Annotated in this window: 19 protein-coding genes; 10 read left to right on the plus strand and 9 right to left on the minus strand. The window is 64.7% G+C overall.

Features of this window, described 5'->3' with window-relative positions:
• Positions 1-18: 18 nt before the first annotated feature.
• The 4 genes from KR767_RS05050 to KR767_RS05065 all read right to left on the minus strand — a co-directional run bounded on the left by KR767_RS05050 (position 19) and on the right by KR767_RS05065 (position 4,987).
• Positions 19-513: a hypothetical protein gene (locus KR767_RS05050; RefSeq protein ID WP_250878328.1), complete on the minus strand. Its 495-nt coding sequence runs from the start codon at positions 511-513 to the stop codon at positions 19-21.
• Positions 514-614: 101 nt separating this feature from the next.
• The gene (mgtA, locus tag KR767_RS05055; protein WP_250878329.1) at positions 615-3,242 is read right to left on the minus strand and encodes a magnesium-translocating P-type ATPase; all 2,628 of its coding nucleotides are present in this window, start codon (positions 3,240-3,242) and stop codon (positions 615-617) included.
• A 153-nt stretch (positions 3,243-3,395) separates the two neighbouring features.
• A complete protein-coding gene (locus KR767_RS05060; RefSeq protein WP_166950176.1) occupies positions 3,396-3,575 on the minus strand; it encodes a hypothetical protein in 180 nt (59 codons plus the stop codon).
• A gap of 503 nt (positions 3,576-4,078) precedes the next feature.
• Complete coding sequence (locus KR767_RS05065) at positions 4,079-4,987, minus strand: LysR substrate-binding domain-containing protein (RefSeq protein ID WP_166950178.1); 909 nt, start codon at positions 4,985-4,987, stop codon at positions 4,079-4,081.
• 119 nt (positions 4,988-5,106) lie between these two features.
• Between KR767_RS05065 and KR767_RS05070 the strand changes: the two genes are divergently transcribed.
• From KR767_RS05070 to KR767_RS05085, 4 genes are all read left to right on the plus strand, one after another.
• Positions 5,107-5,295, plus strand: coding sequence for a hypothetical protein (locus KR767_RS05070; protein ID WP_250878330.1), 189 nt, complete (start codon positions 5,107-5,109; stop codon positions 5,293-5,295).
• A 65-nt stretch (positions 5,296-5,360) separates the two neighbouring features.
• Positions 5,361-6,308, plus strand: a complete 948-nt coding sequence (locus tag KR767_RS05075) for an aldo/keto reductase (RefSeq protein WP_250878331.1) — start codon at positions 5,361-5,363, stop codon at positions 6,306-6,308.
• A gap of 125 nt (positions 6,309-6,433) precedes the next feature.
• Positions 6,434-7,681: an SGNH/GDSL hydrolase family protein gene (locus tag KR767_RS05080; protein ID WP_166950184.1), complete on the plus strand. Its 1,248-nt coding sequence runs from the start codon at positions 6,434-6,436 to the stop codon at positions 7,679-7,681.
• A gap of 149 nt (positions 7,682-7,830) precedes the next feature.
• Positions 7,831-9,075: an SGNH/GDSL hydrolase family protein gene (locus KR767_RS05085; RefSeq protein ID WP_250878332.1), complete on the plus strand. Its 1,245-nt coding sequence runs from the start codon at positions 7,831-7,833 to the stop codon at positions 9,073-9,075.
• Between the two features lie 51 nt (positions 9,076-9,126).
• On the opposite strand, the gene KR767_RS05090 is transcribed toward KR767_RS05085, so the two are convergent.
• Positions 9,127-11,355 (minus strand): NADP-dependent isocitrate dehydrogenase, encoded by a 2,229-nt coding sequence (locus KR767_RS05090; protein ID WP_250878333.1) that lies wholly within the window; start codon positions 11,353-11,355, stop codon positions 9,127-9,129.
• A 1,804-nt stretch (positions 11,356-13,159) separates the two neighbouring features.
• Here KR767_RS05090 and KR767_RS05095 point away from each other — a divergent pair.
• Together KR767_RS05095 and KR767_RS05100 are read left to right on the plus strand one after the other, a co-directional pair.
• Positions 13,160-13,492 carry a hypothetical protein gene (locus tag KR767_RS05095; RefSeq protein WP_250878334.1) on the plus strand — a complete coding sequence of 111 codons (333 nt, stop codon included), beginning with the start codon at positions 13,160-13,162 and terminating at the stop codon, positions 13,490-13,492.
• Positions 13,489-13,779 (plus strand): hypothetical protein, encoded by a 291-nt coding sequence (locus tag KR767_RS05100; RefSeq protein ID WP_250878335.1) that lies wholly within the window; start codon positions 13,489-13,491, stop codon positions 13,777-13,779. The genes KR767_RS05095 and KR767_RS05100 overlap by 4 nt, the downstream gene beginning before the upstream one ends.
• A gap of 571 nt (positions 13,780-14,350) precedes the next feature.
• Here the strand turns inward: KR767_RS05100 and KR767_RS05105 are convergent.
• From KR767_RS05105 to KR767_RS05115, 3 genes are all read right to left on the minus strand, one after another.
• Entirely contained in the window at positions 14,351-17,467 is a 3,117-nt protein-coding gene (locus tag KR767_RS05105) for an efflux RND transporter permease subunit (protein ID WP_250878336.1), read from the minus strand.
• A 131-nt stretch (positions 17,468-17,598) separates the two neighbouring features.
• Positions 17,599-20,838 carry an efflux RND transporter permease subunit gene (locus KR767_RS05110; RefSeq protein ID WP_166950196.1) on the minus strand — a complete coding sequence of 1,080 codons (3,240 nt, stop codon included), beginning with the start codon at positions 20,836-20,838 and terminating at the stop codon, positions 17,599-17,601.
• 72 nt (positions 20,839-20,910) lie between these two features.
• Positions 20,911-22,179 carry an efflux RND transporter periplasmic adaptor subunit gene (locus KR767_RS05115; protein WP_166950198.1) on the minus strand — a complete coding sequence of 423 codons (1,269 nt, stop codon included), beginning with the start codon at positions 22,177-22,179 and terminating at the stop codon, positions 20,911-20,913.
• Between the two features lie 371 nt (positions 22,180-22,550).
• On the opposite strand from KR767_RS05115, the gene KR767_RS05120 reads away from it, so the two are divergent.
• On the plus strand, positions 22,551-23,048 hold the full coding sequence (locus tag KR767_RS05120; protein WP_166950387.1) for a c-type cytochrome: 498 nt from the start codon (positions 22,551-22,553) through the stop codon (positions 23,046-23,048).
• A gap of 279 nt (positions 23,049-23,327) precedes the next feature.
• On the opposite strand, the gene KR767_RS05125 is transcribed toward KR767_RS05120, so the two are convergent.
• Complete coding sequence (locus KR767_RS05125) at positions 23,328-23,918, minus strand: acyl carrier protein phosphodiesterase (RefSeq protein WP_166950200.1); 591 nt, start codon at positions 23,916-23,918, stop codon at positions 23,328-23,330.
• A gap of 48 nt (positions 23,919-23,966) precedes the next feature.
• On the opposite strand from KR767_RS05125, the gene KR767_RS05130 reads away from it, so the two are divergent.
• The 3 genes from KR767_RS05130 (at position 23,967) to KR767_RS05140 (ending at position 26,305) form a co-directional block, all read left to right on the plus strand.
• On the plus strand, positions 23,967-24,662 hold the full coding sequence (locus tag KR767_RS05130; protein WP_250878337.1) for an alpha/beta hydrolase: 696 nt from the start codon (positions 23,967-23,969) through the stop codon (positions 24,660-24,662).
• Entirely contained in the window at positions 24,659-25,774 is a 1,116-nt protein-coding gene (gene zapE / locus KR767_RS05135) for a cell division protein ZapE (RefSeq protein ID WP_250878338.1), read from the plus strand. The genes KR767_RS05130 and zapE overlap by 4 nt, the downstream gene beginning before the upstream one ends.
• 90 nt (positions 25,775-25,864) lie before the next feature.
• Positions 25,865-26,305 (plus strand): hypothetical protein, encoded by a 441-nt coding sequence (locus KR767_RS05140; protein WP_250878339.1) that lies wholly within the window; start codon positions 25,865-25,867, stop codon positions 26,303-26,305.
• The last annotated feature ends 4 nt before the right edge of the window (positions 26,306-26,309 follow it).

Genomic DNA, 26,309 nt, shown 5'->3' on the forward strand with positions numbered 1-26,309 from the left:
TCGCGACGAACCGGTGGCTTACACGAGGCAACCGACCAGGCTGTCGTAGATGGACAGCCGCGAGCCCGGCAACTTCGTTTCCAGCGGATGCTCGCCTTCCAGCACCTTGTAGAAGTCTTCCACCGGGGTGTCCTTGGCGAGGGTGAGCTTGCACTTGTACAGCTTGGCGTTGACCTGCACCGCGCCCGACTTGCCGTTCACGCCGGCGTAGCTGCCGGCGAAGGTCCAGACACATTGCTTGACGCTGGCCTTGGTCGAGTCGACCGAACAGCGCAGCTGCAGGGGCCGGAGGTTGGCGTAATCGCCTTCGCAGAAGGTATCGCCGCAGACCTTGTCGAAAGCGGTACCGAGGCGAGCCTCGGCGCTGAAGAAGCGATCCATGCCGGCTTCGGACACCGGCCAGTCGGTGGCGTCGACATAACGTGCCGGAGCGGGTGCCGGGTTGGGCGCAGTCTGCGCAAATGCCGTGGCGGAAACGGTGAACAGGACGGCGACGAGGGCGGTTCGGATCATCGGGTGACTCCTTGGTTAGGGAGTCGATATCTCACCGTCAAAGGCGCCACGGGTCTGTCCCGTGGCGCCGGAAGTGACGTGTAGTCCCGTCGCGCCTGGGGTTATAGCCAGCGCCCGTAACGACGGATGTAAATCGTCTTCATCACCTGGGTCAGCACGCAGTAGCAGGCCAGGGTCAGCGCCAGCCAGGCGAAGTAGATGCCCGGCAGAGGCTGCATGCCGATGCGTGCGCCCAGGCCCGAGTAAGGGATGAGCATGCCCACGATCATGATCGCGCTGGTCAGCGCCAGCACCGGCGCGGAGGCCACGCTGCGAAGGAACGGAATGCGGCGTGTGCGGATCATGTGCACGATCAGCGTCTGCGACAACAGGCCCTCGATGAACCAGCCGGACTGGAACAGCGACTGGTGCTCGGGCGAGTTGGCGCCGAAGTAATGCCACATCAGCCAGAAAGTGGTGATGTCGAATACCGAGCTGACCGGACCGATCCACACCATGAAGCGGCCGATGTCGCCGGCATCCCACTTCTGCGGCGAGCGCAGGTATTCCTCGTCCATGCGATCGAACGGAATCGACAACTGGGAGAGGTCGTAGAGCAGGTTCTGCACAAGGATCTGCAAGGGCATCATCGGCAGGAACGGCAGGAAGGCGCTCGCCACCAGCACGCTGAACACGTTGCCGAAGTTGGAGCTGGCCGTCATCTTGATGTACTTCATGATGTTGCCGAAGGTGACGCGCCCTTCGAGCACGCCCTCCTCCAGCACCATCAGGTTCTTTTCGAGCAGGATGATGTCGGCCGACTCCTTGGCGATATCGGTGGCGGTATCCACCGAGATGCCCACGTCGGCGTCGCGCAGCGCAGGCGCATCGTTGATGCCGTCGCCCAGGAAGCCCACGGTATGGCCGCGGCGCTGAAGCGCCTTCACCACGCGGGCCTTCTGCACGGGCGACATCTTCGCGAACACGGTGGTCTTCTCCACCATGGCGTCGAGCGCATCGTCGTCGAGCAGTTCGATATCGCGCCCCTGCGCCGAGGCGGTGACGTCCAGGCCCACTTCCGAGCAGATCTTGCGGGTCACGGCCTCGTTGTCGCCCGTGATCACCTTCACCGCCACGCCGTGGTGGTTCAGCGCGCGGATCGCCGTGGCGGCGGAGTCCTTTGGCGGATCGAGGAAGGCCAGGCAACCCACGGCGGTAAGGCCCGCCTCGTCGGCCACGCCGTAGGCGCGGTCGCCCGTCGGGTCGCGGCGTACGGCCACCACCAGCACGCGCAGGCCGTCTTCGTTGAGACGACGGGTCATCGCGCGGATCTCGCGGCGCTTCTCGTCGGTGAGCGGCTCCACGACGTCGCCAGTGCGCGCCTCGGTGCAGATCTGCAGCATTTCCTCCACGGCGCCCTTGCAGATCAGCAACTGCTCGTCGCGGCCGTCGGTGACCACCACGGACATGCGGCGGCGCTGGAAGTCGAAGGGGATCTCGTCGACGATGCGGAAGCGGCTCGCCACGGCTTCGAGGTCGCGGTGGGTGAGCACGGCCTTGTCCATGAGGTTGCGCAGGCCGGTCTGGAAGCGGCTGTTGAGATAGCCCCACTCCAGTGCTTCGTCGGAATCCTCGCCCGCGAGGTCGACATGGCGTTCCAGCACGATCTTGTCGAGCGTGAGGGTGCCGGTCTTGTCCGTGCACAGCACGTCCATGGCGCCGAAGTTCTGGATGGCGTTGAGGCGCTTGACCACCACCTTGCGCTTCGACATGGCGATGGCGCCCTTGCCGAGGTTGGCGGTGACGATCAGCGGCAGCATTTCCGGTGTGAGGCCCACGGCCACCGACAGGCCGAACATGAAGGCGCCCAACCAGTCGTGCTTGTCGATGCCGTTGATGAGGAACACCACCGGCACCATCACCGCCATGAAGCGGATCAGCAGCCAGCTTACCGAGGAGATGCCACGGTCGAAGCTGGTCTGCACACGCTCGCCGGACAACGTGCGCGCGAGCGAGCCCAGGTAGGTGCGGGCACCGGTGGCCAGCACCACGGCCGTGGCCGTGCCGGAGACCACGTTGGTGCCCATGTAGCAGACGGTGGGCAGGTCGAGCGGGCCGCTGGAATCCACCGCCTGGACGTGACCGTTGGGCGCCGCCTTTTCCACCGGCAGGGATTCGCCGGTAAGGATGGCCTGGCTGATGAAGAGGTCCTTGGCCGCCAGCAGGCGCAGGTCGGCCGGGATCATGTCGCCGGCGCCCAGGTGGACGATGTCGCCCACCACCAGTTCTTCCACCGGCACTTCGATGCGCTCGGCGTGCCCGTCTTCCGCACGGCGGGTGACGGTGGCCGTGTTGCGCACCATCGCCTTGAGCTTCTCCGCCGCCATCGAGGAGCGGTACTCCTGGGTGAAGGAGAGCAGCACGCTGATGCTGACCATCACGCCGATGATCACCGGGCCGGTGAGGTCGTCGGGGTCGGTGAACAGCTGCACCACCGCCAGCACGAGCAGCACGATGATGAACGGGTTGCGGAAGGCGCGCAGCAGCTGGATCGACCAGTGCGCCGGCTTCTCGTGGCCCACCTCGTTGATGCCGTCGCGGTCCAGCCGCTCGGCAATGGCTTCTTCGTCGAGGCCGTCCGTGCGCGAGTCGAGCGAGCGCAGCAGCTCATCCGCCGGACGGTATGCGTCCGCCGTGGCGTTGGTGAAGGTCTTGGCGGCGACGGCCGCCGGCGAGGTGTGGTTCTTCATGGCTCGCTACCTTTCCGGACGCAGACTCCGGCGGCGCGAGCGGCTCTCAGCAGGTGGCTGACAGCAGGCGCGCCGGCAGGGGCCGACGGACGGTATTCCGGGTGGTCGTGACGAAGGACGGCGTGGGCCGCGCCGTACTGTCTATATCGCTGTTCATGGCTGTGACAGTTTGCCTTCCGCCCGTTTCAAAGAGCTTTCAGCGGCTTCCAGGGAACGCGGCACGGTGATCGTGCGCTTGGCGGGCACGGTGCTGGTGTTGCGGCGACGGGCAAGAGCGAATGCGAGACGGCGGCCGAACATGAGCGGACCGGTCTTTTCGAGCAGGAGGTTCATGGCTCAATCCTCGAATAACGGAAGCTCACGGCTTCCGTCGAGGTGAGCCGGACTTTCCCTAGTGAAGGAAAGCGCCGGCCGACCGGGTACGGTCGCCGCGGGCGATTTTATTTTTCAACGCCAGTACCCGATGCTTGCGGATGCTGGCGCGTCGACTAGGGTGTACGTCCATATGCCTGGATAAGCTAAGGAGGGTGCCATCCGGGCACTGAAAGCCGCTCGGGTAGCCGGCGAATTGTCGCGCCGCAACGTAGATGGGTCAAGCCCGGAAATACGGTTTGGTGGCGGGGATGTGAGGGGGCATGGCGGGCGGGCAGATGCCGCCCTGGACCGGTCGCGCGCAAGGCGCGCTCCTACACAATCCGCCCTGTAGGAGCGCGCCTGCGCGCGACCGGCCCGAAGCGGCGTTTGCAGGAGCGTGCCCTGCGCGCGAACAAGAACACGGCGGCGCAGCCGCAACCTCGAAACGCGCCTCGCGTGCGACCGGCCTGGAGCAACACCACTCAGGCCGGCAGCGGCCCGCCCTCCACCAGCCCCGCCTCATACACCGCCGCCTCGGCCAGCAGCCACTCGCGGAACTTGGTCACTCCGCAATGCAACTCGGAGCGCTTCGGGTAGGCCAGGTAATACGCCTCCGACACCCGCATGCGCTCCTTGCACAGCACCGTGAGCGCCCCGCACTCGATCAGCGAGCGGGCCATCACCAGACGCCCCAGCGCCACGCCCAGCCCCTCCAGCACGGCCCGCTGCAGGCTCTCCGTATTGTCGAAGCGCGCCACATAGCGCGACGGCAGCGGCATGCCGAATTCGGATGCCCAGTCCTTCCAGCGCCCCGAGGGATCGCCCAGCAGCGGCCAGCCCTGCAATGAGGTATCCGGCAGGCCGCCCATGCGGCGGACCAGCGAAGGACTGGCGATGGGCACGATGTATTCGCCGAAAAGACGCTCGGCCTTCGTGCGCGGCCACACGCCCAGGCCATAGCGGATGGCGCAGTCGATGGTGGGCTCGCGGTCGAAATCGACCACCTCGGCCGAGGAATGCAGGCTCAGTTCCAGCTCGGGGTGCGCGGCCACCAGCCGGGGCAGGCGCGGCACCAGCCAGCTGGACGCCACGGACGGCAGCATGCTGAGGGTGACGGCGTCCTGGTGGCGGTTCTGGTAGCGCCCCAGGGCCTGCTCGATGCCCTCGAAATGGTGCCCGATGGCATCCAGCAGTTGTGCGCCATCGGCCGTGAGCGTGACGCCGCGTGGACCGCGGTCGAACAGCGAACGCCCCAGCCGCTCTTCAAGATTGCGAATCTGGTGGCTGAGCGCGCTGACGGTCAGGTTCAGCTGCTCGGCGGCACGCGAGAACTTGCCCGAGCGGGCGACGAGGACAAATCCCTGGAGCAGGCCGAGCGGCAGACGGGACATATGAATTTTCCTCAAGTCCTGCTTGCAAACATATCGCTTTTACGGGGCCTGTGAAAGGCGCAGCCTTTAGCTCACTGAAAGTCGCAAGGCATTGCGGCGATATCTCATGGGAGGGCGTCATGGCTTCGATCTTCACCGGCCTGGCAGTACTGCACGGCCATATCGTGGACCGGGAACTGCTGTTCCGGCTGGCCCGCACGGAAACGCGCCCGGCCGCCACGGAAAAACCTGACAAGGCCCTGAAGGAATGCCCACGCCCGGAGCCGGCCGCGCCGTTGTGCCCGTCCTGTGTACCGGGCACCTGCTGACGCATCACGCCAGGGCAACCCGCCGGAAGCGATCATAGGGATTTGATCCTTCCGGAGACTCCCGCATGAATCATCGTCAACTCGGCCGCTCGTCACTTCAGGTGGCCCCTCTCGCATTCGGCGGCAACGTCTTCGGCTGGAGCGTGGACGAAGCGCGTGCCTTCGAGTTGCTGGACGCCTTCGTCGACCACGGCTTCAACCTGGTCGACACCGCCGACGTCTACGAAGCCTGGGTCCCGGGCAACGAAGGTGGCGAGTCGGAAACCATCATCGGCAAGTGGCTGAAGCGAAGCGGCAAGCGCGACAAGGTGCTGGTTGCCACCAAGGTGGGCAAGTGGGCGCGCTATCCCGGCCTGTCGCCCACGAACATCCACGAAGCGGTGGATGATTCCCTGCGACGCCTGCAAACCGACTACATCGATCTCTACCAGTCGCATACCGACGACCCGAAGGTGCCACTGGAAGAAACCCTGCGCGCCTTCGACGATCTGGTGAAGTCCGGCAAGGTGCGCGTCATCGGCGCGTCCAACTACGATGCCACGCGACTGGCCGATGCACAGTCCATCAGCGCGGCAAAGGGGCTCGCCCGCTACGAATCGCTGCAGCCGGAATACAACCTCATGGACCGGCGGGGTTTCGAGGAAGCCTTGCAGCCCGTGTGCGAGAAGGAACAGATCGGCGTCATCAGCTACTACTCGCTGGCCAGCGGATTCCTGAGCGGCAAGTACCGCAGCGAGGCCGATCTCGACAAGAGCAAGGCACGCGGTGCGAAGGTGAAGAACTATCTCAATCCACGCGGTCTACGCGTGCTCGATGCACTGGATACCGTGGCGAAGCATCACGGTGCGACCCCCGCACAGGTATCGCTGGCATGGGTGATGGCACAGCCCTCCATCGCTGCAGCCATTGCCAGCGCCACCACGGTGGAACAACTGCGGGACATCGCAAAATCCGCCACGCTGGCCTTGACCGATGCAGAGCTTGCCCGTTTGCAGGAAGCAAGCGCCCAGTAATCCCCTACATCGCCTGCGTTGCAGGATGACAAGGTTGCCGGGTTTCCCCTGCTGCCATCGAAGGGGTATCGGACGAAGATGCGCGGGCCGGAACGATCCGGCCCCCATCCCCAAGGAGGTTCCTCATGTCCAGGAAAGGACGCAAGCTCGCCGCCGCCTTCGCGTGTGCGGCATCCCTGCTCACGAGCACGGCCGTATTCGCACAGGCTCCCTTCGCCGACACCCATACGGCGACGCTACGTTGCCTGTACCAGGATCTCACTGATCCCACTGGCGCACGTACCGGCGAAATCGAAGCGCCCGGATCCATCGCCGGCACCTGGCGATATCCGAAAGTGTGGTCGTGGAGCAAGTTCTTCACCACCTACACACCGCAGGCCGAGGTGGACGCACTCTGCGAAAAGGCCGTCGCGGGGCTGCCGGACGCACGCTACGTACAAGCGCGTGTCGCCGGCACCGGGCTGCTCCAGCTTTCGTACCAGATCTGGTACACGGGCGACGTCAAGCCGGATGCGCCCATCGAACGCATCGTCTCCTTCGGCGACAGCCTGACCGACACCGGCAACATGTCCACCGTGTCGCAGACTTTTCTCAGTTTCTTCGGTGGCGCGCTCCCCAGCTCCACGTGGTTTGCCGGGCGCTTCAGCAACGGCCCGAGCTGGGTCGAATACCTGGCCTCGCGCAACGCGCTCACCCATAACAGCTGGGCGGTGGGCGGCGCCCAGACCGAAGATGCGCAGTTCGGCCTGATCAACGGTATCGAGTCGCAGATCAAGAGTTTCTTCGACAGCGTGGACGTCATCCCGGATTACAAGCCGGAACGCACCTTGTTCACCTTCCTCGTCGCCGGCAACGACTTCGTCAACGACAGCAAGTACGCCACGGACATCGTCCGCCTGCAGCGCGAAGCCCTTAACAACCTCGTGGATGGCGGTGCGCGGAAAATCCTCGTGGTGGAACTGCCGAACGTCAGCGTCGCTCCCGTGTTCGACATGGGACGCAAGGACAGGGAGGCCGTCCATCAGCGGGTGTACACCTATAACAGCGGGCTGGACGGCATCATCGCCAATGTGAAGAAGCGTGCGCAGGAGCAAGGCATCCTCGACCTGGAAATCCGCAAGGTGCCCGCCTATGCGAAGTTCGACCAGGTACTCCGCTCACCAGCCAGCTACGGTTTCGACAACATCAAGAACTCCTGCCTGGAGATCGATTCGGACAGCTTCTTCAACTACATCAAGACGCCGAAGCCACGCGACTACTGCGTCGCGGACCGCTTCATGTTCTGGGACACCCTGCATCCCTCGACGAAGATGCACGAGGTGATGTCACGCTGGGCGACGGAATACGGCGCACCGGCCTGGGAGCTGAAATAACGAGACAGGGCCACCCTCGCGGGTGGCCCTTACAGGACACATGGCGATGGACGACATAACCGCCGGGCATGCCCGACTGTCGTCCAGGTGGCTTCCGACGAAGATGAGCGGGCCGGAACACCCGGCCCCCATCCCCAAGGAGGTTCACCATGTCCAGGAACGGACACACACTCACCGCCGCATTCGTCTGTGCGGCAACCCTCTTCACGGCTGGCAACAGCCTGGCGCAGACCTACGAAAATCCCTTCGATCGCCCCATCACGGCCCAGCTCCGCTGCTGGTACAAACAGTCCGCAGGCCAGGCCAACCTCGCTACCGGTTACGTCGACGCCAGCGACTTCGCCCTCAGGGGACGGTGGCAAGGCATCAGCACCATTCACGAAGGCGCCCTGTTCTTCACCTTGCAGGAGCCTGAAGAGGTCAACCAGGCCTGTCGCCGCGCACTGGATGCGGCGGGCAAGGACACACTCGTACAGGCCAGCGCCGCCGGCGGTCCGTGGGGCAAGAACTTCCAGATCTGGTACGACGGCGATGTCGCGGCCTACCGCGGGCGACCCGTGGAACGCATCGTGTCGTTCGGCGACAGCCTGAGCGATACGGGCAACATCTACAATGAATTCAGGCAGACCTTCCCCATCCACACGTCGTGGTTTCTCGGCCGCTTCAGCAACGGCCCGGTGTGGACGGAATACCTCTCCCGCCGCACGGGTCTCCCACTCAACACCTGGGCGACAGGCGGCGCCCAATCGGACAATGCCTACGGCATCATCAACGGCGTGAAGTCCCAGGTGGACTCGTTCATCGCCTACACGCGCCGCAACGTGAACCGCTACGACATCGGGCGCACCTTGTTCACCGTGTGGATCGGTGGCAACGATGCCATGAACGGCCGACAGGCCAGGGACGTCGTGGCTGACCTGGACACCGCACTCAATGATTTGGTTGATCATGGTGCACGCAAGATCGTTCTCCTTGGCGTGCCCGACCTCACCCGGGCACCGGCCTTCCGCTCCATCGATGGCATGGACGGCACCGGGCGCCATGACAGCGACGAGGTCTATGCCACGGTGGCGCAGCTCAACGAAGCGCTACCGCGGCTCGCACAACGCGTATCCGAAAGGACGGACGCGCAGGTCGTCTGGATCGATGCCGCAAAACACTTCGACAACGTCCTGGCCGATCCGGGCGCCTACGGCTTTGCGGACGTGACCCGTCCCTGCCTGGACCTGCGTTCGCAGGGCTCGCAGGTTTATCTTTCGACGCAATCCGTGCGCAAGGACTGCACCCCGGAGCGCAACGTTTTCTGGGACATGGTCCATCCCACCACCCGCATGCATGAACTGATGTCACGCTGGGTACTGGCCGACCTGCCTTCGGCCTGGGATCTGCGCTAAAAAAAAGGGCCGCCCATGGGGCGGCCCTTTTTCATCGATGGCGACAGCGGATCAGCGCAGACCGTCGATCACGGCATTGAACGTAGCACTCGGGCGCATCGCTGCGCTGACAAGGGCCAGATCCGGGTGGTAGTAACCCTTGATCTCCACCGGCTTGCCCTGGGCGCCGTTGAGCTCGCCCACGATCTTCGCCTCGTTTTCCGTCAGTGCCTTCGCCACGGGAGCGAACTTTGCCTTGAGGTCGGCATCGTCGTCCTGCGCGGCAAGCGCATCGGCCCAGTACATGGCCAGATAGAAATGGCTGCCACGGTTGTCGATCTCGCCCACCTTGCGCGCTGGCGACTTGTTGCTGTCGAGGAAGCGGCCGTTGGCCTGGTCGAGGGTCTTCGCCAGCACGCGGGCGTGCTTGTTGTCGTAGCGCTCGCCCAGGTGCTCAAGCGAAGCGGCCAGGGCAAGGAATTCACCCAGCGAATCCCAACGCAGGTAATCCTCCTCCACGAACTGCTGCACGTGCTTCGGGGCCGAACCACCCGCACCGGTCTCGAACAGGCCACCGCCGGCCATAAGCGGCACGATGGAGAGCATCTTGGCCGAGGTACCCAGCTCCATGATCGGGAACAGGTCGGTGAGGTAATCACGCAGCACATTGCCGGTGACGGAGATGGTGTCCTCGCCCTTGCGGATACGCTCCAGCGAGTGCTTCGTGGCATCCACCGGCGAGAGGATGCGGATATCGAGACCCGAGGTGTCGTGATCCTTGAGGTAACGCTCGACCTTGGCGATCACCTGTGCATCGTGTGCACGCTGCTTGTCCAGCCAGAACACGGCCGGGGTCTGCGACAGACGGGCACGCTGCACGGCAAGCTTCACCCAATCCTGGATCGGCGCATCCTTGGTCTGGCACATGCGCCAGATATCGCCCTGCTCCACCGCATGCTCGAACACCACCGAGCCGTCGTCGGCGAGCACGCGCACGGTGCCATTGGCGGGAATCTGGAAGGTCTTGTCGTGCGAGCCGTATTCCTCGGCCTTCTGCGCCATCAGGCCCACGTTGGGCACGCTGCCCATGGTGGCCGGATCGAACGCGCCGTGGGCGATGCAGTCTTCGATCACCGCCTGGTACACGCCGGCGTAGGAGCGATCGGGGATGATGGCCTTGGCATCCTGCAGCTTGCCTTCGGCATTCCACATGCCGCCGGAGTCGCGGATCATCGCCGGCATCGACGCATCGACGATCACGTCGCTGGGCACGTGCAGGTTGGTGATGCCCTTGTCGGAGTTGACCATGGCCAGCGCCGGGCGCTGTGCGTACTCGGCCTTGATGTCGGCTTCGATGGCATCGCGGGTAGCGGCATCGAGCTTGTCGAGGCGCGCGTAGAGATCGCCGATGCCGTTGTTGGCATCGAAGCCCACCTTCGCCAGCGCATCGGCGTGCCTGACCAGCACATCCTTGTAGAACTCGCGCACCACGATGCCGAACATGATGGGGTCGGAAACCTTCATCATGGTGGCCTTCAGGTGAAGCGAGAACAGCACGCCTTTGGCCTTCGCATCGACGATCTGCGCATCAATGAACGAGGCCAGCTTGTTCTTGCTCATGACGGCCGCGTCGACGATCTCGCCGGCCTTCACCGCCACCTTGTCCTTCAGCACCTTCACGGCGCCATCGCTGCCGGTGAATTCAATGCGCAGGCTGCCAGCCTTGTCGAGCGTGGCCGACTTTTCGCTACCGTAGAAATCGCCGCCATCCATGTGCGACACATGCGACTTGGATTCCGACGACCACTTGCCCATGCGATGCGGGTGCTTGCGGGCGTAGTTCTTCACCGAAAGCGGCGCACGACGATCGGAGTTGCCTTCGCGCAGCACTGGGTTCACGGCGCTGCCCATGGCCTTGCCGTAGCGGGCATTGCTTTCCTTCTCCGCGTCGGTGGACGGCGCATCCACGTAGTCGGGCAGATCGTAGCCCTGGGACTTAAGTTCGCGGATGGCCGCCTTCATCTGCGGCACCGAGGCGCTGATGTTGGGCAGCTTGATGATGTTGGCTTCCGGCGTGGTGGCCAGCTCACCCAGTTCGGCAAGGTGGTCGCCGATACGCTGGGTATCGGTCAGGCGCTCGGGAAACTGGGCGAGGATGCGGCCGGCGAGCGAGATGTCGCGCGTCTCCACCGCAACGCCTGCGCTACCCGCGAAGGCCTCGATGATCGGCAGGAACGAAGCCGTGGCGAGGAACGGGGCTTCGTCGGTGAGCGTATAGATAATCTTGGGCGACTTGGACATGATGCGGCGAGCCTTGTGCTTGAGTGGGCCAGGTCATGGGGCCGGCCAGCGCAGGCCACAAGGGCGCACCGGCAGGCGGACAACCCGTCCATTGTGGCCCGGATGGGCCGGCAGGGGAAAGCGAGGGTGCAGCAAGACTCCCTTGACACCCTGTAGGAGCGCGCCTCGCGCGCGACCGGCTGAAACGGTGCGCTCCGTAGTAAAGCAGCCCATGTGGTGTTTCGCTCCGTAGGAAGGGCTCGCCTGTCGGCCTCGCGCTCGGCGCGTGTGGCGTGGTCGCTTAGAGGCGACGGGGGCGGCCCTTGGCGCTCCGGCCTGCGGTGTCCCTCGGGAAGGGAGGAGCCGCTGCGCGGCTCAGTGTCTTATGGCTTGCGCCCCTTCGGGCACGGGGAGCGGGCGGGGTTTTTCGACTCGGCTCCTGCCTCGGCGAAAAAGGCCGGCCTTCCTGGCCGGCCCCCTTCGGGCCTTTTCCGCCCACTCCCCTCACCTCCATCAAGTCGCGCCAAGGGCCGCCCCCGCCGCCTCTCCACACGTCGCGGCAGCTTGTTGTAGGAGCGCGCCTGCGCGCGACCGGTTGTCGCGAACACCATCATCGTTTCGATACCACCGGTCGCGCGCAAGCACGCTCCTACAGAGATGCGGTGTCGCAAGACGGATCGCCGATGCGACCGGTGCCTCCTCACGACTAACCTGGCGTAACTACAGTCATGTAGGAGCGCGCCTCGCGCGCGACAGCACCCTAGCGAAAGCACCGCTACCAAAGGGGTGGGAGCCGATCGCATCGGCGATAGCGTTTCGCGAAATGAGCCGATAAAAAAGCCGATGCAGGGAGGAGCCGCTGCGCGGCTCAGTGTCTTATGGCTTGCGCCCCTTCGGGCACGGGGAGCGGGCGGGGTTTTTCGACTCGGCTCCTGCCTCGGCGAAAAAGGCCGGCCTTCCTGGCCGGCCCCCTTCGGGCCTTTTCCGCCCACTCCCCTCACCTCCATCAAGTCGCGCCAAGGGCCGCCCCCGCCGCCTCTCCACACGTCGCGGCAGCTTGTTGTAGGAGCGCGCCTGCGCGCGACCGGTTGTCGCGAACACCATCATCGTTTCGATACCACCGGTCGCGCGCAAGCACGCTCCTACAGAGATGCGGTGTCGCAAGACGGATCGCCGATGCGACCGGTGCCTCCTCACGACTAACCTGGCGTAACTACAGTCATGTAGGAGCGCGCCTCGCGCGCGACAGCACCCTAGCGAAAGCACCGCTACCAAAGGGGTGGGAGCCGATCGCATCGGCGATAGCGTTTCGCGAAATGAGCCGATAAAAAAGCCGATGCAACGTCATCGCGCTTACTGGCAAACCGAGGCGCTGGGTTCCTGCATGCGCAGGAACGACGAGCGTGTGGTGACGATTTTTCAGAATCCTTCCATATCCAAACGCGTGCGCAATTTGGTACGGTGTGCGCGTTGTCTGCTCGTTCGTTGATGGCTCGGCAGACAACCATCGCTCGACGTATCGAGAAAGACGCGGAACAGGGGTGCTGAAGACACCCCTGCCCGCTAACCAAAACCAACCTCAGGAGTTGATATGGCTGTGCCAAATCTTAAGGCATTCTCACACCCACCGTCTGTCTCGGACGGTCCAGGGACGTCCTAAACACCTGTCAGGACGCGGCTAACGCCCGCCTTCGTCCTGATTTCTCACCGTTTCTGGCTCTGCCGTCCTACCCGGCGCGTAGCGCCCTGCCTGTGAGAAAACCGGACAAAACGCGGGAATCGTGAGATCTCGTCGCCCGAGTCGATGAGGGGCACGGCCCTTGGCGTGCCCCGCTCGGAAGGCGGCGCATCAGGGAAAAACCAAACCATGAGTGATCCGAAAGACGAAGGCGTCCTCGGCGAGGGGAGCTTTGGCCTGAATGTCGAGGCCAGCATGGATACGTTGATGAATGACGCGACCGCATGGCAGGCGTATGCCGAGGCGATGCAGTCGGTGCTGACCGAATACATGGCGGAAACCGAATTGCCGAATCAACGCTGCGTGGCCCGGGCGATGTCGGGCGTCAATGTGCTGTATCGCATGGGTCTGCAATGTACGAAGCAAGCAAACGTCAGGCGCATGTGGGACGAGGTGCGCGCGCTGGGAGGGGCGAAATGATCGTGGGGCTGTGGGAAGTGGGCGTCGCGCTGGTGTTGCTGGTGGTGAACCTGCTTGTCTACATAAGCAGTTATGGCCAGAGCTGTTCGCTGGCGACGGGGGCGCGGATGTTTTCGGTGTTGTCGTTTGTGGCGTTTATCGCCGGGTCGTTTGCCGTGGGGGATATGGCGGCGCATGGATGTTTGCTGCCGCGGGAGGTATGGCCGGGGATGGTGTTTGAAGCAGCCAGTGCGGGATTGGTGGGCGCGTCGCTGGGGGCGGTCTGGCTTTGGGGGATGTCGCGGTAGCGATGCGCCTGGCGACACCGTATCCCTGTAGGAGCGCGCCTTGCGCGCGACCGGATGCATCGAAACGATGAAGATGTTCGCAACAACCGGTCGCGCGCAGGCGCGCTCCTACAAGATCACCGTGAGATCGGTAGAGGCGGCGGGGGCGGCCCTTGGCGCGACTTGATGGAGGTGAGGGGAGTGGGCGGAAAAGGCCCGAAGGGGGCCGGCCAGGAAGGCCGGCCTTTTTCGCCGAGGCAGGAGCCGAGTCGAAAAACCCCGCCCGCTCCCCGGGCCCGAAGGGGCATAAGCCATAAGACATTGAGCCGCGCAGCGGCTCCTCCTTTCCCGAGGGACACCGCAGGCCGGCGCGCCAAGGGCCGCCCCCGTCGCCTCGTTCGCCGCCACGCTCACGCGCCGAGTGCGAGGCCGGAAGGCGAGCCTTTCCTACGGAGCGACGCACCACAAGGGCTGCTTTACTACGGAGCGCAACATCGCCGATGTGATCGCCCCCTTCGGTAGGGAGGCATCTTTCAACGGGCGACGCAGCGTTTCAACCGGTCGCGCGCAGGCGCGCTCCTACAACGGGGGGTCAGGTGCGGAGGGCTTTGCGTTCCTGGCGGCGGGCCTTGCGGGCCTTCCAGCGGTCGGAGAGGCACGCGAAGATCACGTACAGGGCCGGGGTGGAGAGGAGCGTGAGGCTCTGGGAGATGAGCAGGCCGCCGATCATCGCGATGCCCAGCGGGCGACGCAGTTCGGAGCCTTCGCCCAGGCCGATGGCGAGGGGCAGCGCGGCAAGGATGGCGACCATGGTCGTCATCATGATCGGGCGGAATCGGACCAGACAGGCTTCGCGGATGGCTTCCTTCGGCGGCAGGTGATGTTCGCGCTGCGCCACCAGGGCGAAATCGATCATCATGATGGCGTTTTTCTTCACGATACCAATCAGGAGCACCAGTGCGATCATCGCCACGACCGATAGCTCGGTATCGGTGATGACCAGGGCCGCCAGCGCGCCGACACCCGCTGCCGGTAGTGTCGAGAGAATCGTCACCGGGTGGATCAGGCTCTCGTAGAGCATGCCCATCAGCAGGTATACGGTGACGATGGCGGCGAGGATCAGCAGCGGCATGTCGCTCTGCGACTGCTGGAAGCGGCGGAAATCGCCGCCGGCTTCCAGCCGGATATCACCTGGCATGCGCAGGCCGTCGATGGTTTTCTGGATGACCACCATCGCCTCGCCCATGCTGGCGTTCGGCGCGAGGTTGAAGCTCACGTCCATCGTCGTGTACTGGTCTTCGTGCACGATCTGCACGGGTGCAAGACCCGGAATCTGCCGCGCCAGTGCCGACATGGGCACCATCGCGCCGGAGGTGCTCGACTTCACGTAGAGCTGATTCAGCGCTTCGGGCGTCGCTGCCATCTGCGGCAACGAGTTGACGATGACGCGGTACTGGTTGATATCCGAGTAAATGGTGGACACCGCACGCTGGCCGAACGCGTTGTACAGCGCGCCGTCGATATCGCCGATGCCTACCCCGAGACGCGCGGCCGTGTCGCGGTCGATCACGATGTTCTGGCGAAGACCAGCTGCATCGATATCGCTGCCGACATCCTTCAGCACCTTGCTCTTCTTCAGTGCATCGACGAGCTTCGGCAGCCACACCTGCAATTCGCCGACATCATTGCCCTTGAGCGACACGGAGTACTGACCACCCTGCGACGAACCACCGCCGCCACCGGTCGGCAGGTCCTGGATGGGGCGCAGACGCAGGTTGAGGTCTGGATACTGGTTGGCCTTGGCCGACAGACGCGCCAGCGCATCGAACGTGGTATCCGTGCGCCCCTCCGCCATCGTCTTCAGTTCGATGTTGAAATTACCGGTGGAACCGGTACGACTGGTGCCCAGGCGCGAGCCGACGGCTTTCACGTCCGGATCGGCCAGTAGCATGTCGGTAAGGCGCGCCTGGCGGCTCATCATTTCGCCGAACGACACCGTGGAGCTGGCCGTAGCGCGCGCGGCGATCAGGCCCGTGTCCTGCGGCGGGAAGAAGCTGCCCTTTACCATGCCGAACAGGAAGAAGGTGATGACGATGAGGCCCAGCGGCGTCAGCGCCATGAGCAGGGCATGGCGCAAGGTCCAGTCGAGCGCCGTGGCATAGGCCTTCACCATGCGCTCGTGCATGCGCTCCAGTGTGCGGCCCAGCTTCGATTCCGGTTCGTCGTTCTTGTGCGAGGTGAGGAAATGGCCGCACAGCGATGGCGTGAGCGTCAGCGAGACGACGGCCGATACGGTGATGGCCGCAATCAGCGTGACGGTGAATTCCTTGAAGAACATGCCGATGATGCCGGGCGCCAGCAGCAACGGAATGAACACGGCCACCAGCGAACCGGTGATGGAGACGATGGTGAAGCCGATTTCTCGCGCACCAAGCAAAGCCGCCTCGAAGCGAGGGATGCCTTCGTCCATGTGACGGATCACGTTCTCGATGACCACGATGGCATCGTCCACCACGAAGCCGATCGCAATCACCAGCGCCAGCAGGGTGAGGTTGTTCAGCGTGTACCCGAACGCGTACATCACCACGAAGGCACCGGCCAGGGACAACGGCACGGCAAGGCCGGCGATCACGGTGGGTGCGAGGCGACGTAGGAACAGTGCCATGGTCATGATGACCATCGCCAGGCTGATGAACAGCGTGGCCTGCACCTCGTGCAACGAAGCGCGGATGGTGGGCGTGCCGTCGAAGAAGGAATGCAGGCGCGCGCCTTCGGGCAGCCAGCTCTGCATGGTGGGCATGAGTGCCTTGACGCGGTCCACCGTGTCGATGACGTTCGCGTCCGACTTGCGGTACACATACATCAGGATGCCAGGGCGGCCGTTGAACCAGGCGGCCTGGTAGGCGTCCTGCTGGCCGTCGTAGACCTTGGCCACGTCCGACAGCCGCACCGGCACGCCGTTCTTGTTGGCGATGACCAGTTTCGCGAACTGGTCGGCCGTGTACAGCGAATCATTCGCCGTGACGGCGATATTGGTGTTGCCGTCGGTGAGGAAGCCCTGCGGCGACGTAACGTTGGCGGCGGTGAGCGCGTTGCGCAGCTGGTCCGGCGACAGGCCCATGGCGTTCAGCGCGCGCAGGTTCACATCGACGCGAATGGCCGGCGTGGCGCTGCCGGCGATATCCACCGTGGCAATGCCCTCCTGCTGGCGAAGCCGCTGCGCGAGGATGGAATCGGCGACGTTATAAAGATCCGTGCGCGCCATCGTGTCCGAGGTGAGCGCGAGCACGATGATGGGGTCATCGTTCGGGTTGGCCTTCGTGTACGACGGCGCATTGAGCAGGCCCGTCGGCAGGTCCGGCTGTGCGGAGTTGATGGCCGACTGCACGTCGCGTGCCGCCGAATCGATGTTCACACCGTTCTGGAAGAACAGCAGCACGAAGGTGGAACCTTCCGAGCTGTTGGAACGCATCGACTCCACGCCCGGCACCTGGCCCAGGTGTCGTTCCAGCGGCGCAGCCACCGTGGACGCCATCGTGCTGGCATCCGCGCCCGACTGCTGGGCCTGCACGAAGATGGCGGGAAACTGGATGCCCGGCAACGCGGCCACGCCAAGCAGCGAATAACAGATAAGCCCCACGACAAAGATGCCGATGGCAAGCAGGGACGTGCCGATCGGGCGGCGGATGAAGGGGCCGGAAATATTCATCGGGGACGCTGGGTGGGGAACGGGTGGGTACGCATCACGTTCCTACGAACGCACCAGTCGCAAAAAGGTTTCGCCGGGTGCTTGCGCACCCGGCGAGAAGGTCAGGAGTCTGGTCTCGGCGCCTTGCGCCATCAGCTCGCCGTCCGCGGCTCGGCGTGCGCCAGCGCTCGTCGGCGCTTGCGTTCTGCCAGCCAGTCGGAGAACCGCTCCATGTACAGATAGATGACGGGCGTGGTGTACAAGGTGACCAGCTGCGAGAGCAGCAGGCCGCCCACGATGGATACGCCCAGCGGCTTGCGCAGCTCCGAGCCGATGCCGTTGCCGAGTGCCAGCGGCAGTGCGCCGAGCAAGGCGGCCGCCGTGGTCATCATGATCGGACGGAAACGCAGCAGGCAGGCGCGGCGGATGGCATCGGTGGCGTTCATGCCGGTGCGCTTCGCCTCGATGGCGAAGTCGATCATCATGATCGCGTTCTTCTTCACGATACCGATCAGCAGCACGATACCCACGATGCCGTCCACCGACAGCGTCATGCCGCACATCAACAGGGCCAGCAGCGCGCCCACACCGGCCGGCGGCAGGGTGGAGATGATCGTCAGCGGGTGGATGTAGCTCTCGTAGAGCACGCCCAGCACGATGTAGATCACGATGATCGCGGCCAGCAGCAGGAGCACTTCGTCACCCACCGACGTGGAGAACTCGGCGGCCTTGCCGATGAACTGGCCACGCACCTGCGGCGGGAAGTTGAGGTCCTTCTCCACTTCGTGGATGGCGGTCACGGCTTCCGACAGCGAGTAGCCCGGCGCCAGGTTGAACGAGATCGTCACGGCGGGCAGCTGCTGGAGATGGCTCACCACCAGCGGTGCCGTGGTGACCTTGGCACTGGCCAGCGACGCGATGGGAATGGTGCCGCCACCACCTACCTGGAAGCCTACGTTGCCCGTGTTGCCGATGCCCGATGGCGTGGCCGAGTTGCTCGATGCCAGCTGGCCGAAGCTGGTGGCATTGGAACCGGTGAGCGCTCCGTTGCCGTTGCCGCGCACGGTGAGCTTGTTGAGCAGGTCGGCGCTAGAGCGGAACTCCGGCGACACCTCAAGCACCACGCGGTACTGGTTAAGCTGGGTGAAGATCGTGGAGATCTGGCGCTGGCCGAAGGCGTCGTACAGCGTGTCGTCGATGGTCTGCACCGGTACGCCGAGACGGCTGGCCGTATCGCGGTCGATGGTGAGCTTGAGGGCGGTACCCTGGTCGGCGAGGTTGTTGTCGACGTCGGCCAGTTCCTTGCGCTTGCGCATCGCGGAGGTCATCTGCTGCGCAAAGCCCGCCACTTCCGTCGAGTTCACGTCGGAGAGCGAGTACTGGTATTCCGTGGCGGATACCTGGCTGTCGAGGGTCACGTCCTGCACCGGCTTCAGGTACAGGGCCACGCCGGCAATGTTCGACACGGCCTTCTGCAAACGCGGCAGTACCTTGTCGAGGCCATCGCGGTCGCTGCGATCCTTCAGCACTAGCGAGATCTGGCCCTGGTTGAGCGTGGGGTTCACCGAACCGGCGCCGATGAAGGCAGCCACGCCGGCCACGTCAGGGTCTTTCGCCAGCGCATCGGCCACGGCCTTGGTGCGTTGTTCCATCTGCGGGAAGGCGACGTTCTGGTCGGCCTGGACCACCGCCGTGATGAGACCCGTGTCCTGCTCGGGCAGCAGGCCCTTGGGGATCACGATGTAAAGCACCACGGTGAGCGCCACGGTCAGGGCCGCCACCAGCATGGTGAGCGGGCGATGGTCCAGTACCCAGTCGAGACTGCTGCCGTAGCCTTCGACGATGCGCGACCACGTGGTGTGCTTGCCCGCCGCAATGGCGTGCTCGTGGGCGTCTTCGGCTTCCGGCAGCTGGTCGGCCTTCAGCAGGTAGGCGCACATCATCGGGGTGAGGGTCAGCGAGACCAGCATCGAGATCGCCACCGCGATCGTCAGCACCCAGGCGAATTCGTGGAACAGGCGACCGGTAACGCCCGGCATCAGCAGCAGCGGCAGGAACACCGCGATCAGCGAGACGGTGAGCGAGAGCACCGTGAAGCCGATTTCCTTCGCGCCGATCTCGGCGGCCGTCTTGCCGTCGTAACCCTGCTCGATGTAGCGGACGATGTTCTCGATCATCACGATCGCGTCGTCCACCACGAAGCCGGTGGCCACCGCCAGCGCCATCAGCGAGAGGTTATCGAGCGACATGCCCGCGAAGGCCATGACACCGAAGGTGCCCATCAGCGACAGCGGCACCGCCACCGACGGAATCACGGTGGCCCACAGGCGACGCAGGAAGACGAAGATCACCGCCACGACGAGGCAGACCGTAAGGATCAGCGTGAACTGCACGTCCTCCACCGACGCGCGGATGGTGATGGTGCGGTCGGCGAACACCTTCAGGTGCACGTCGGCCGGCAGCACCTTCTGCAGGTCGGGAATGGTGGCGCGGATCTGCTTCACCGTCTGCACGATGTTCGCGCCGGGCTGGCGGCGGATATCGAGCAGCACGGCGGGCTTGCCGTTGGCCCAGGCGGCGAGCTGGTCGTTCTCCACGCCGTCGACCACGTTGGCCACGTCGGACAGACGCACCGGCGCGCCGTTCTTGTAGCTGATGATGGTGCCCTTGTAGTCGGCGGCATCGGCCAGCTGGTCGTTGGTGCCGATCGAATACGACTGGGTCTTGCCGTTCAGCGTGCCCTTGGGCGCGTTGACGTTGGCCTGGGTGAGCGCGCTGCGCACGTCCTCCATGGTGAGGCCGAGGTTTGCCAGCTGCGCGGGGTTGATCTGGATACGCACGGCCGGACGCACGTTGCCGGCGATGGACACCAGGCCCACGCCCTGAACCTGCGACAGCTTCTGCGCGAGGATCGAGTCGGCGTAGTTGTTGACGTCACGCAGCGGCAGGCTGTCCGAGGTGAGCATCAGCGTCATGATGGGCGCGTCGGCCGGGTTCACACGGTTGTACACCGGCGGATACGGCAGGTTGTTCGGCAGGGTGCCGCGCGCCTGGTTGATCGCCGCCTGCACGTCCTGCGCCGCGATGTCGATGTCGCGGTCCATGTTGAACTGCAGCACGATCGTCGACAGGCCCGCCGACGAGTCGGAGCTCATCATGCTGAGGCCGGAGATCTGGCCGAAGTTGCGTTCCAGCGGCGTGGTGACCAGCGCGGCCATCGTGGTGGCGCTGGCACCGGGATACTGGGTGGTGACAACGAGGCTTGGCGCGTCGATTTCCGGCAGCGCCGAGACCGGCAGCTGGCGGTAACCGAGGATGCCCAGCAGCAGCACCGCCACCATGAGCAGCGAAGTTGCGATAGGTCGGCGAATGAAGAGTGTCGAAAAGCCCACGTTCTGGTCCTGGTGTGGCGGGTCCCTTGGGACCCGTGGGCGGCGCACCCGTGCCGGGCGCGCCGCGCGCTATCAGCCGCCGCGGCGTCCGCCCTGGCGCTTCTGGCCGTCCTTCGCCTTCTGCAGTTCCTCCGCCGTGGGCGCGGCCGGCACCTGGCCCGGCGCCAGCGGCTGCACCTTCGAGCCCGGCTTCAGGCGGAACTGGCCTTCCGTGACCACCTTGTCGCCGAGCTTCAGGCCCTTGCTGATCATGACGTGGCTGTCGCCGACCTCGGTGGCGGTTTCCACGGTCTGCATCTTGACCGTGTTGTCGCCCTGCACGAGGTATACGTAGTCGCCATCGGGACCACGCTGCACGGCCTGTGCCGGCACCACGAGACCGCCCTTCACCGTGCGTACGCGCAGCTGCACGTTGACGAACTGGCCCGGCCACAGCTGGGTCTTCTCGTTGTCGAACAGCGAGCGCAGGCGGAAGGTGCCGGTGGTGGTGTCGATGGTGTTGTCGAGCACATCGAGGTGACCGGTGGCCATCACATGCGCATCCACACGATCGAGCGCCTGCACTTCGAGCGACGACACCGACTCGTTACCGTCCGAGGAAGCGGACCGCACCATGTCGAGATTTTTCTCAGGCAGGAAGAACATCACGTAGATCGGATGCAGCTCGGTCAGCGTGACGATGGAATCGGTGGTGGCGACGATGTTGCCCACGTCCACGGCACGGATACCGGCGAGGCCGTCGATGGGCGCGATCACCTTGGTGAAACCCAGCTGCACCTGCGAGGCGCGGATCGCGGCCTGATCTGCCACGACGGTGGCGTTGGCCTGGTCGAGCGTATTCTTCAGGTTGTCGAGGTCCTGCTTCGACACGTACTGCTGGCCGCCCTTGCTGACCAGGTTCTGCGAACGGTCGAGGTTGTTCTTCGCCGTGGCCGCGGAGGCCTGGTCCTGCTTGAGCTTGGCCACCGACTGGTCGTACTGCGACTGGATGGTGCGCGGATCGATCTCGGCGATGACATCGCCCTTTTTCACTTCCTGGCCTTCCTTGAAGTTCAGCTTCATCAGCTGACCGCCGACCTGCGGCTTCACGGTGACCGTATTACGTGCCTGCACCGTGCCCAGCGCGGTGAGATAAACCGGTACGTCCTGGCTCACCGCCGGAACGACGGTGACCGGTACGGGTGGCTGATCCTTGCCCTGCCCTTCGCCATTGGCCTTGCCTTGTGCATCGGCCGCAGCCTCGCCATGCCCCTTGCCGCCGTGCAGGCGGGGAACGACGACGATGCCTGCGATCACCACTACCACGATGACGGCCAGCGCGATTTTCCAGAAACGCGACATGAAACACTCCCAGATGAATAACCGGTCGAACGCGGCGGTGAGGACCGGGGCGCGCCGTGCGCCATGGGTTTATACCCGTAATACGTCAGGATTCCACGGCGCCAATATAGGTGTAGGGGAACGGGATTGAACAATGCCGGTTGACAGGGGTACACCATGACTGACGACATGTTTCCCCGGGCTTCTCCCCGTCTGATTCAGCGCCCGTTCCCAGACCGCTGACGTACGCCGAGGTTCCGCTATACTCGGGAAGGTTCGATCGCCGCATCGCGGCTTGCAGGCACGCCGGTCCCCGGGGAGGGGGACGGCACACCCAAACCCAGTGGAGTGAATGCGTGAGCGGTTCTCCAAGCAAGTCCGACCAGAACTTCATGCGCCAGTTTTCCTGGCTGACCGCCGGCCTCAGCGTGCTGGCCATTGCCTTGATGGTGCTTGCATACACCATCTACAGCCACATCCCCAAGGAGCAGGACCCGGCCGTTGCCAAGCGCACCGAGGCCCGTATCGCTCCCGTGGGCGGTGTCTACGCGGGCGATACCGGCCGTGCCGCCATGCAGGCCGCCCAGGAAGCCGCGGCCAAGGCCGCTGCCTCGCAGGTGGCCTACGGTGGCAGCACCGACGGCAAGACCATCTACGACAACCTCTGCCACAGCTGCCATACGGCGGGCGTGGCCGGTGCGCCGAAGCTCGGTGACAAGGGCGCCTGGGGCTCACGTATCGCCGAAGGTGCCGCTGTCCTCGTCAAGCACGCCATCGAGGGCTATACGGGCCCCGACGGCAACCACATGCCCGCGAAGGGTGGCAATCCGGCCCTCACCGACGAACAGGTCGGCAACACGGTCAAGTGGATGATCGACCAGGCGAAGTAACGCACGGCAACATTGCAGGAAGGTTGCCTTGCCGAAAAACGCCGGAAGGCCGCGAGCGATCGCGGCCTTTTTCGTGCCCGGTCCCACCCTGTAGGAGCGCGCCTTGCGCGCGACCGGCACAGGGCGACGCGTGTCAGGGTGGATATCGCGATCCCGGTCGCGCGCAAGGCGCGCTCCTACAAGGGTCTGGATGCCTCGCTCGTGCCGGTCGCGCGCGAGGCGCGCTCCTACAAGGGTCTGGATGCCTCGCTCCGTGCCGGTCGCGCGCAAGGCGCGCTCCTACAAGGGGTGGGTGGCGATCCAGTGGGCGGCGAAGGCGCGCAGGTCGGGGAAGAAGCGTTCGAAGGTGCCGCGCAGGGCCTCTTCGTCGGCCAGTAGTACCGGCATGGCGTCGGCCACCGGATTGGCACGGGACAGGCGCGACGACAGCCCGGCCAGCGCATGCTCCACCCGCTCCAGCCGTGCATAGCCCGCCGGCAGGTCATGGGTATCCATATATATAAGGAACCGCTTCAGCCGCTCCGGCAGCAGGGGCATGGCCGCATGCAGCTCGGCACGGTAGCGGTCGGAGAATGCCGCCAGCGGCTCGTCGCTCCAGCGTGCGAAATCCCTCGCCAGGCAGTGATCGAACCACATGTCGAGCAGGATGCCGCCGTAGCGACGAAACCCCGCAGGCAGGCGCTCGCGCGCCGCACGTACCTCATCATGAGAGTCGGTGAAGCCATCGATGGCCCGATGCAGGTAAATCCCATCACGCACGCGTGCCGGCAATGCCTCATCGGGCGTGCCATGGGTGAAGTCGCCGAGGATGCCGCCCAGGCGCAGGGCCGCGTCGTCACCCGCCAGCAGGGCGTGGGCGAGCACGTTCATGGTGCGCGCCCGGCGCGGGGTCCCGGGGCAGCGGTTATCATGGTGGGCATGAGCGATCTACTACCTGATGCGCCGGAACACTTTCCGGCCGAAACCCTGAGCTTCGCGCTCGCCGGCCCCGCGGGCAAGCTCGAATGCGAAGCCAAGCCCGCCACCGAAGGCCGACGCAACGCCGTCGCCGTCATCTGCCATCCGTTGTCCACCGACGGCGGCAGCATGCACAACAAGGTGGTGACCATGATCGAGCGCTCGCTGCGCGAGTCCGGCCTCGACACCGTCATCTTCAATTTCCGCTGCGTTGGGCGCTCCGAAGGGGCCTTCGACCATGGCAACGGCGAAAGCGACGACCTTGCCGCCGTCGTGGCCTGGGCGCGCAAGGTGCGGCCCGGTGCGAAGCTCTGGCTCGCCGGCTTCTCCTTCGGCAGCTATGTGAGCTTGCGCAATGCCGTGGCGCTGAAGGCCGATGCCCTCATCAGCATCGCGCCGCCCGCCGCCGGTCGCGGCTGGGACTTCTCGCCCATCGCGCTGCCCTCCTGCCCCTGGCTGGTGGTGATGGGCGATGCGGATGAAATCGTCGAACCGCAGGCGGTGTACGACTGGGTTGCCGCCCTGCCCGAGGGCCACAAGCCCAACCTGGTGAAAATGGAAGAAACCAGCCACTTCTTCCATCGCCGCCTCATGGACCTGCGCGGCGTCATCAAGCACGCCGTGCTGCACTGGCCACCTGCTCCGGAACACGCATGACCTGTAGCGAATCCACGCCGGGCGAGCGTTATCGCGACGGCATCGCGGGCCACCGCTGGGAGTCCGACCCCGCCCAGCTCGGCGTCATTGCCGAGTTCGATCGCATGCATGCCGCGCTGTGCACCGCGGAGCCCACGAGTGGCAGTGGCCTGTTCGGCCGCCTGCGCAGCATGCTCGGCAACGAACAGCGCAAGGCCGTGCAAGGCCTCTACCTGTGGGGCAGCGTTGGTCGCGGCAAGACCTTCCTGATGGATCTCTTCGTATCCAGCCTGTCGCCGGGCCTCGCACTGCGCCGGCATTACCACCGCTTCATGCAGGAGATCCACGCCACGCTGCGCGAGCTGAGCGAACGCCAGAACCCGCTCGACGAAGTGGCTGCGCGGCTCGCCGCGAAATGCCGCGTGCTCTGCCTCGACGAGTTCCTGGTCACCGATATCGGCGACGCCATGATCCTCTCCGGTCTGCTCGACGGACTGTTCCAGCGTGGCGTCACGCTGGTCACCACCTCGAACACGCCGCCGCAGAACCTCTACAAGGATGGCCTCCAGCGCGCCCGCTTCCTGCCGGCCATCGCCGCCATCGAGCAGCATTGCGTGGTGCACGAGATGGTGTCGCCGCGCGACTGGCGCCTGCGTGCGCTCAGCCAGGCGTCGGTCTACCTCGTGCCGCCGGGCCAGGAGTCCGAGCGCTCGCTGGCGAAGATCTTCAGCGGACAGGCGCAGGGCAATGTGACCGAAGGTGGCAGCCTGCACGTCAATGCGCGCGATATCCCCGTGCGCAAGCGCGCGGAGAACATCGTGTGGTTCGACTTCGCCGCGTTGTGCGAGGGCCCGCGCGCGGTCACCGACTACATCGAACTGGCCAGGGCCTTCCCGGCAGTCATCATCTCCAACGTGCCGCAGTTCACCGTGTACAGCGAGAACGAGGCCAAGCGCTTCGTGTTGCTGGTGGACGAGTTCTACGACCGTCACGTCAAGCTCGTGCTGTCGGCCGCCGCACCCATCACCGAGCTATACGACGGCAGCAAGGTACGCGCCGAGTTCGGCCGTACCGAGTCACGCCTGATCGAAATGCAGAGCGAGGACTACCTCGGTCGTGACCACAAACCCTGAAGGACATGGCAAGGGGATGGCTGGTCGTCCACCCCCGGTTTCCATCATGCTTGCCGGGCGGGTATCCCGCGCCATCCCACGAGGTACGCCATGGAACATTGCGAACTGATTCCCGGCCGCGGCATCCGCCGGGGCGACACCGATATCTTCTTCGGCATGCGGCGCAAGGCACTGCGCGATGCGCTGGGCTACAAGAGCGCCGGCGACAGCATGTGGGACGACGAAGACGAATACGCCGACAGCCATGGCGATGACTGGCTTCTTCTGCGCTTCCTCGACGACAAGCTCTGCGACATCGAAGTGCGCGGCGGCCATCTCGTGCATGAAGGCATCGAGCTGAAGAACACCGACGTCAATCTGCTGAATGCCGCGCTGAAAAAGACCGGCATGGAACTGGAGAAAACCCAGTGGCTGTCCGAGGGACGCGACTGCGTCGACCTCCAGGTGGTGGTCGCATCGAAGGAAGACGCCGGCGACGTCGGCGACGAGATCGAATGGGTCATCGCCAGCAGCGACTTCAAGGTCGAGTGAGTCG

This window comes from Luteibacter anthropi, from assembly GCF_023699965.1.
In the GTDB taxonomy this organism is placed as follows: domain Bacteria; phylum Pseudomonadota; class Gammaproteobacteria; order Xanthomonadales; family Rhodanobacteraceae; genus Luteibacter; species Luteibacter anthropi.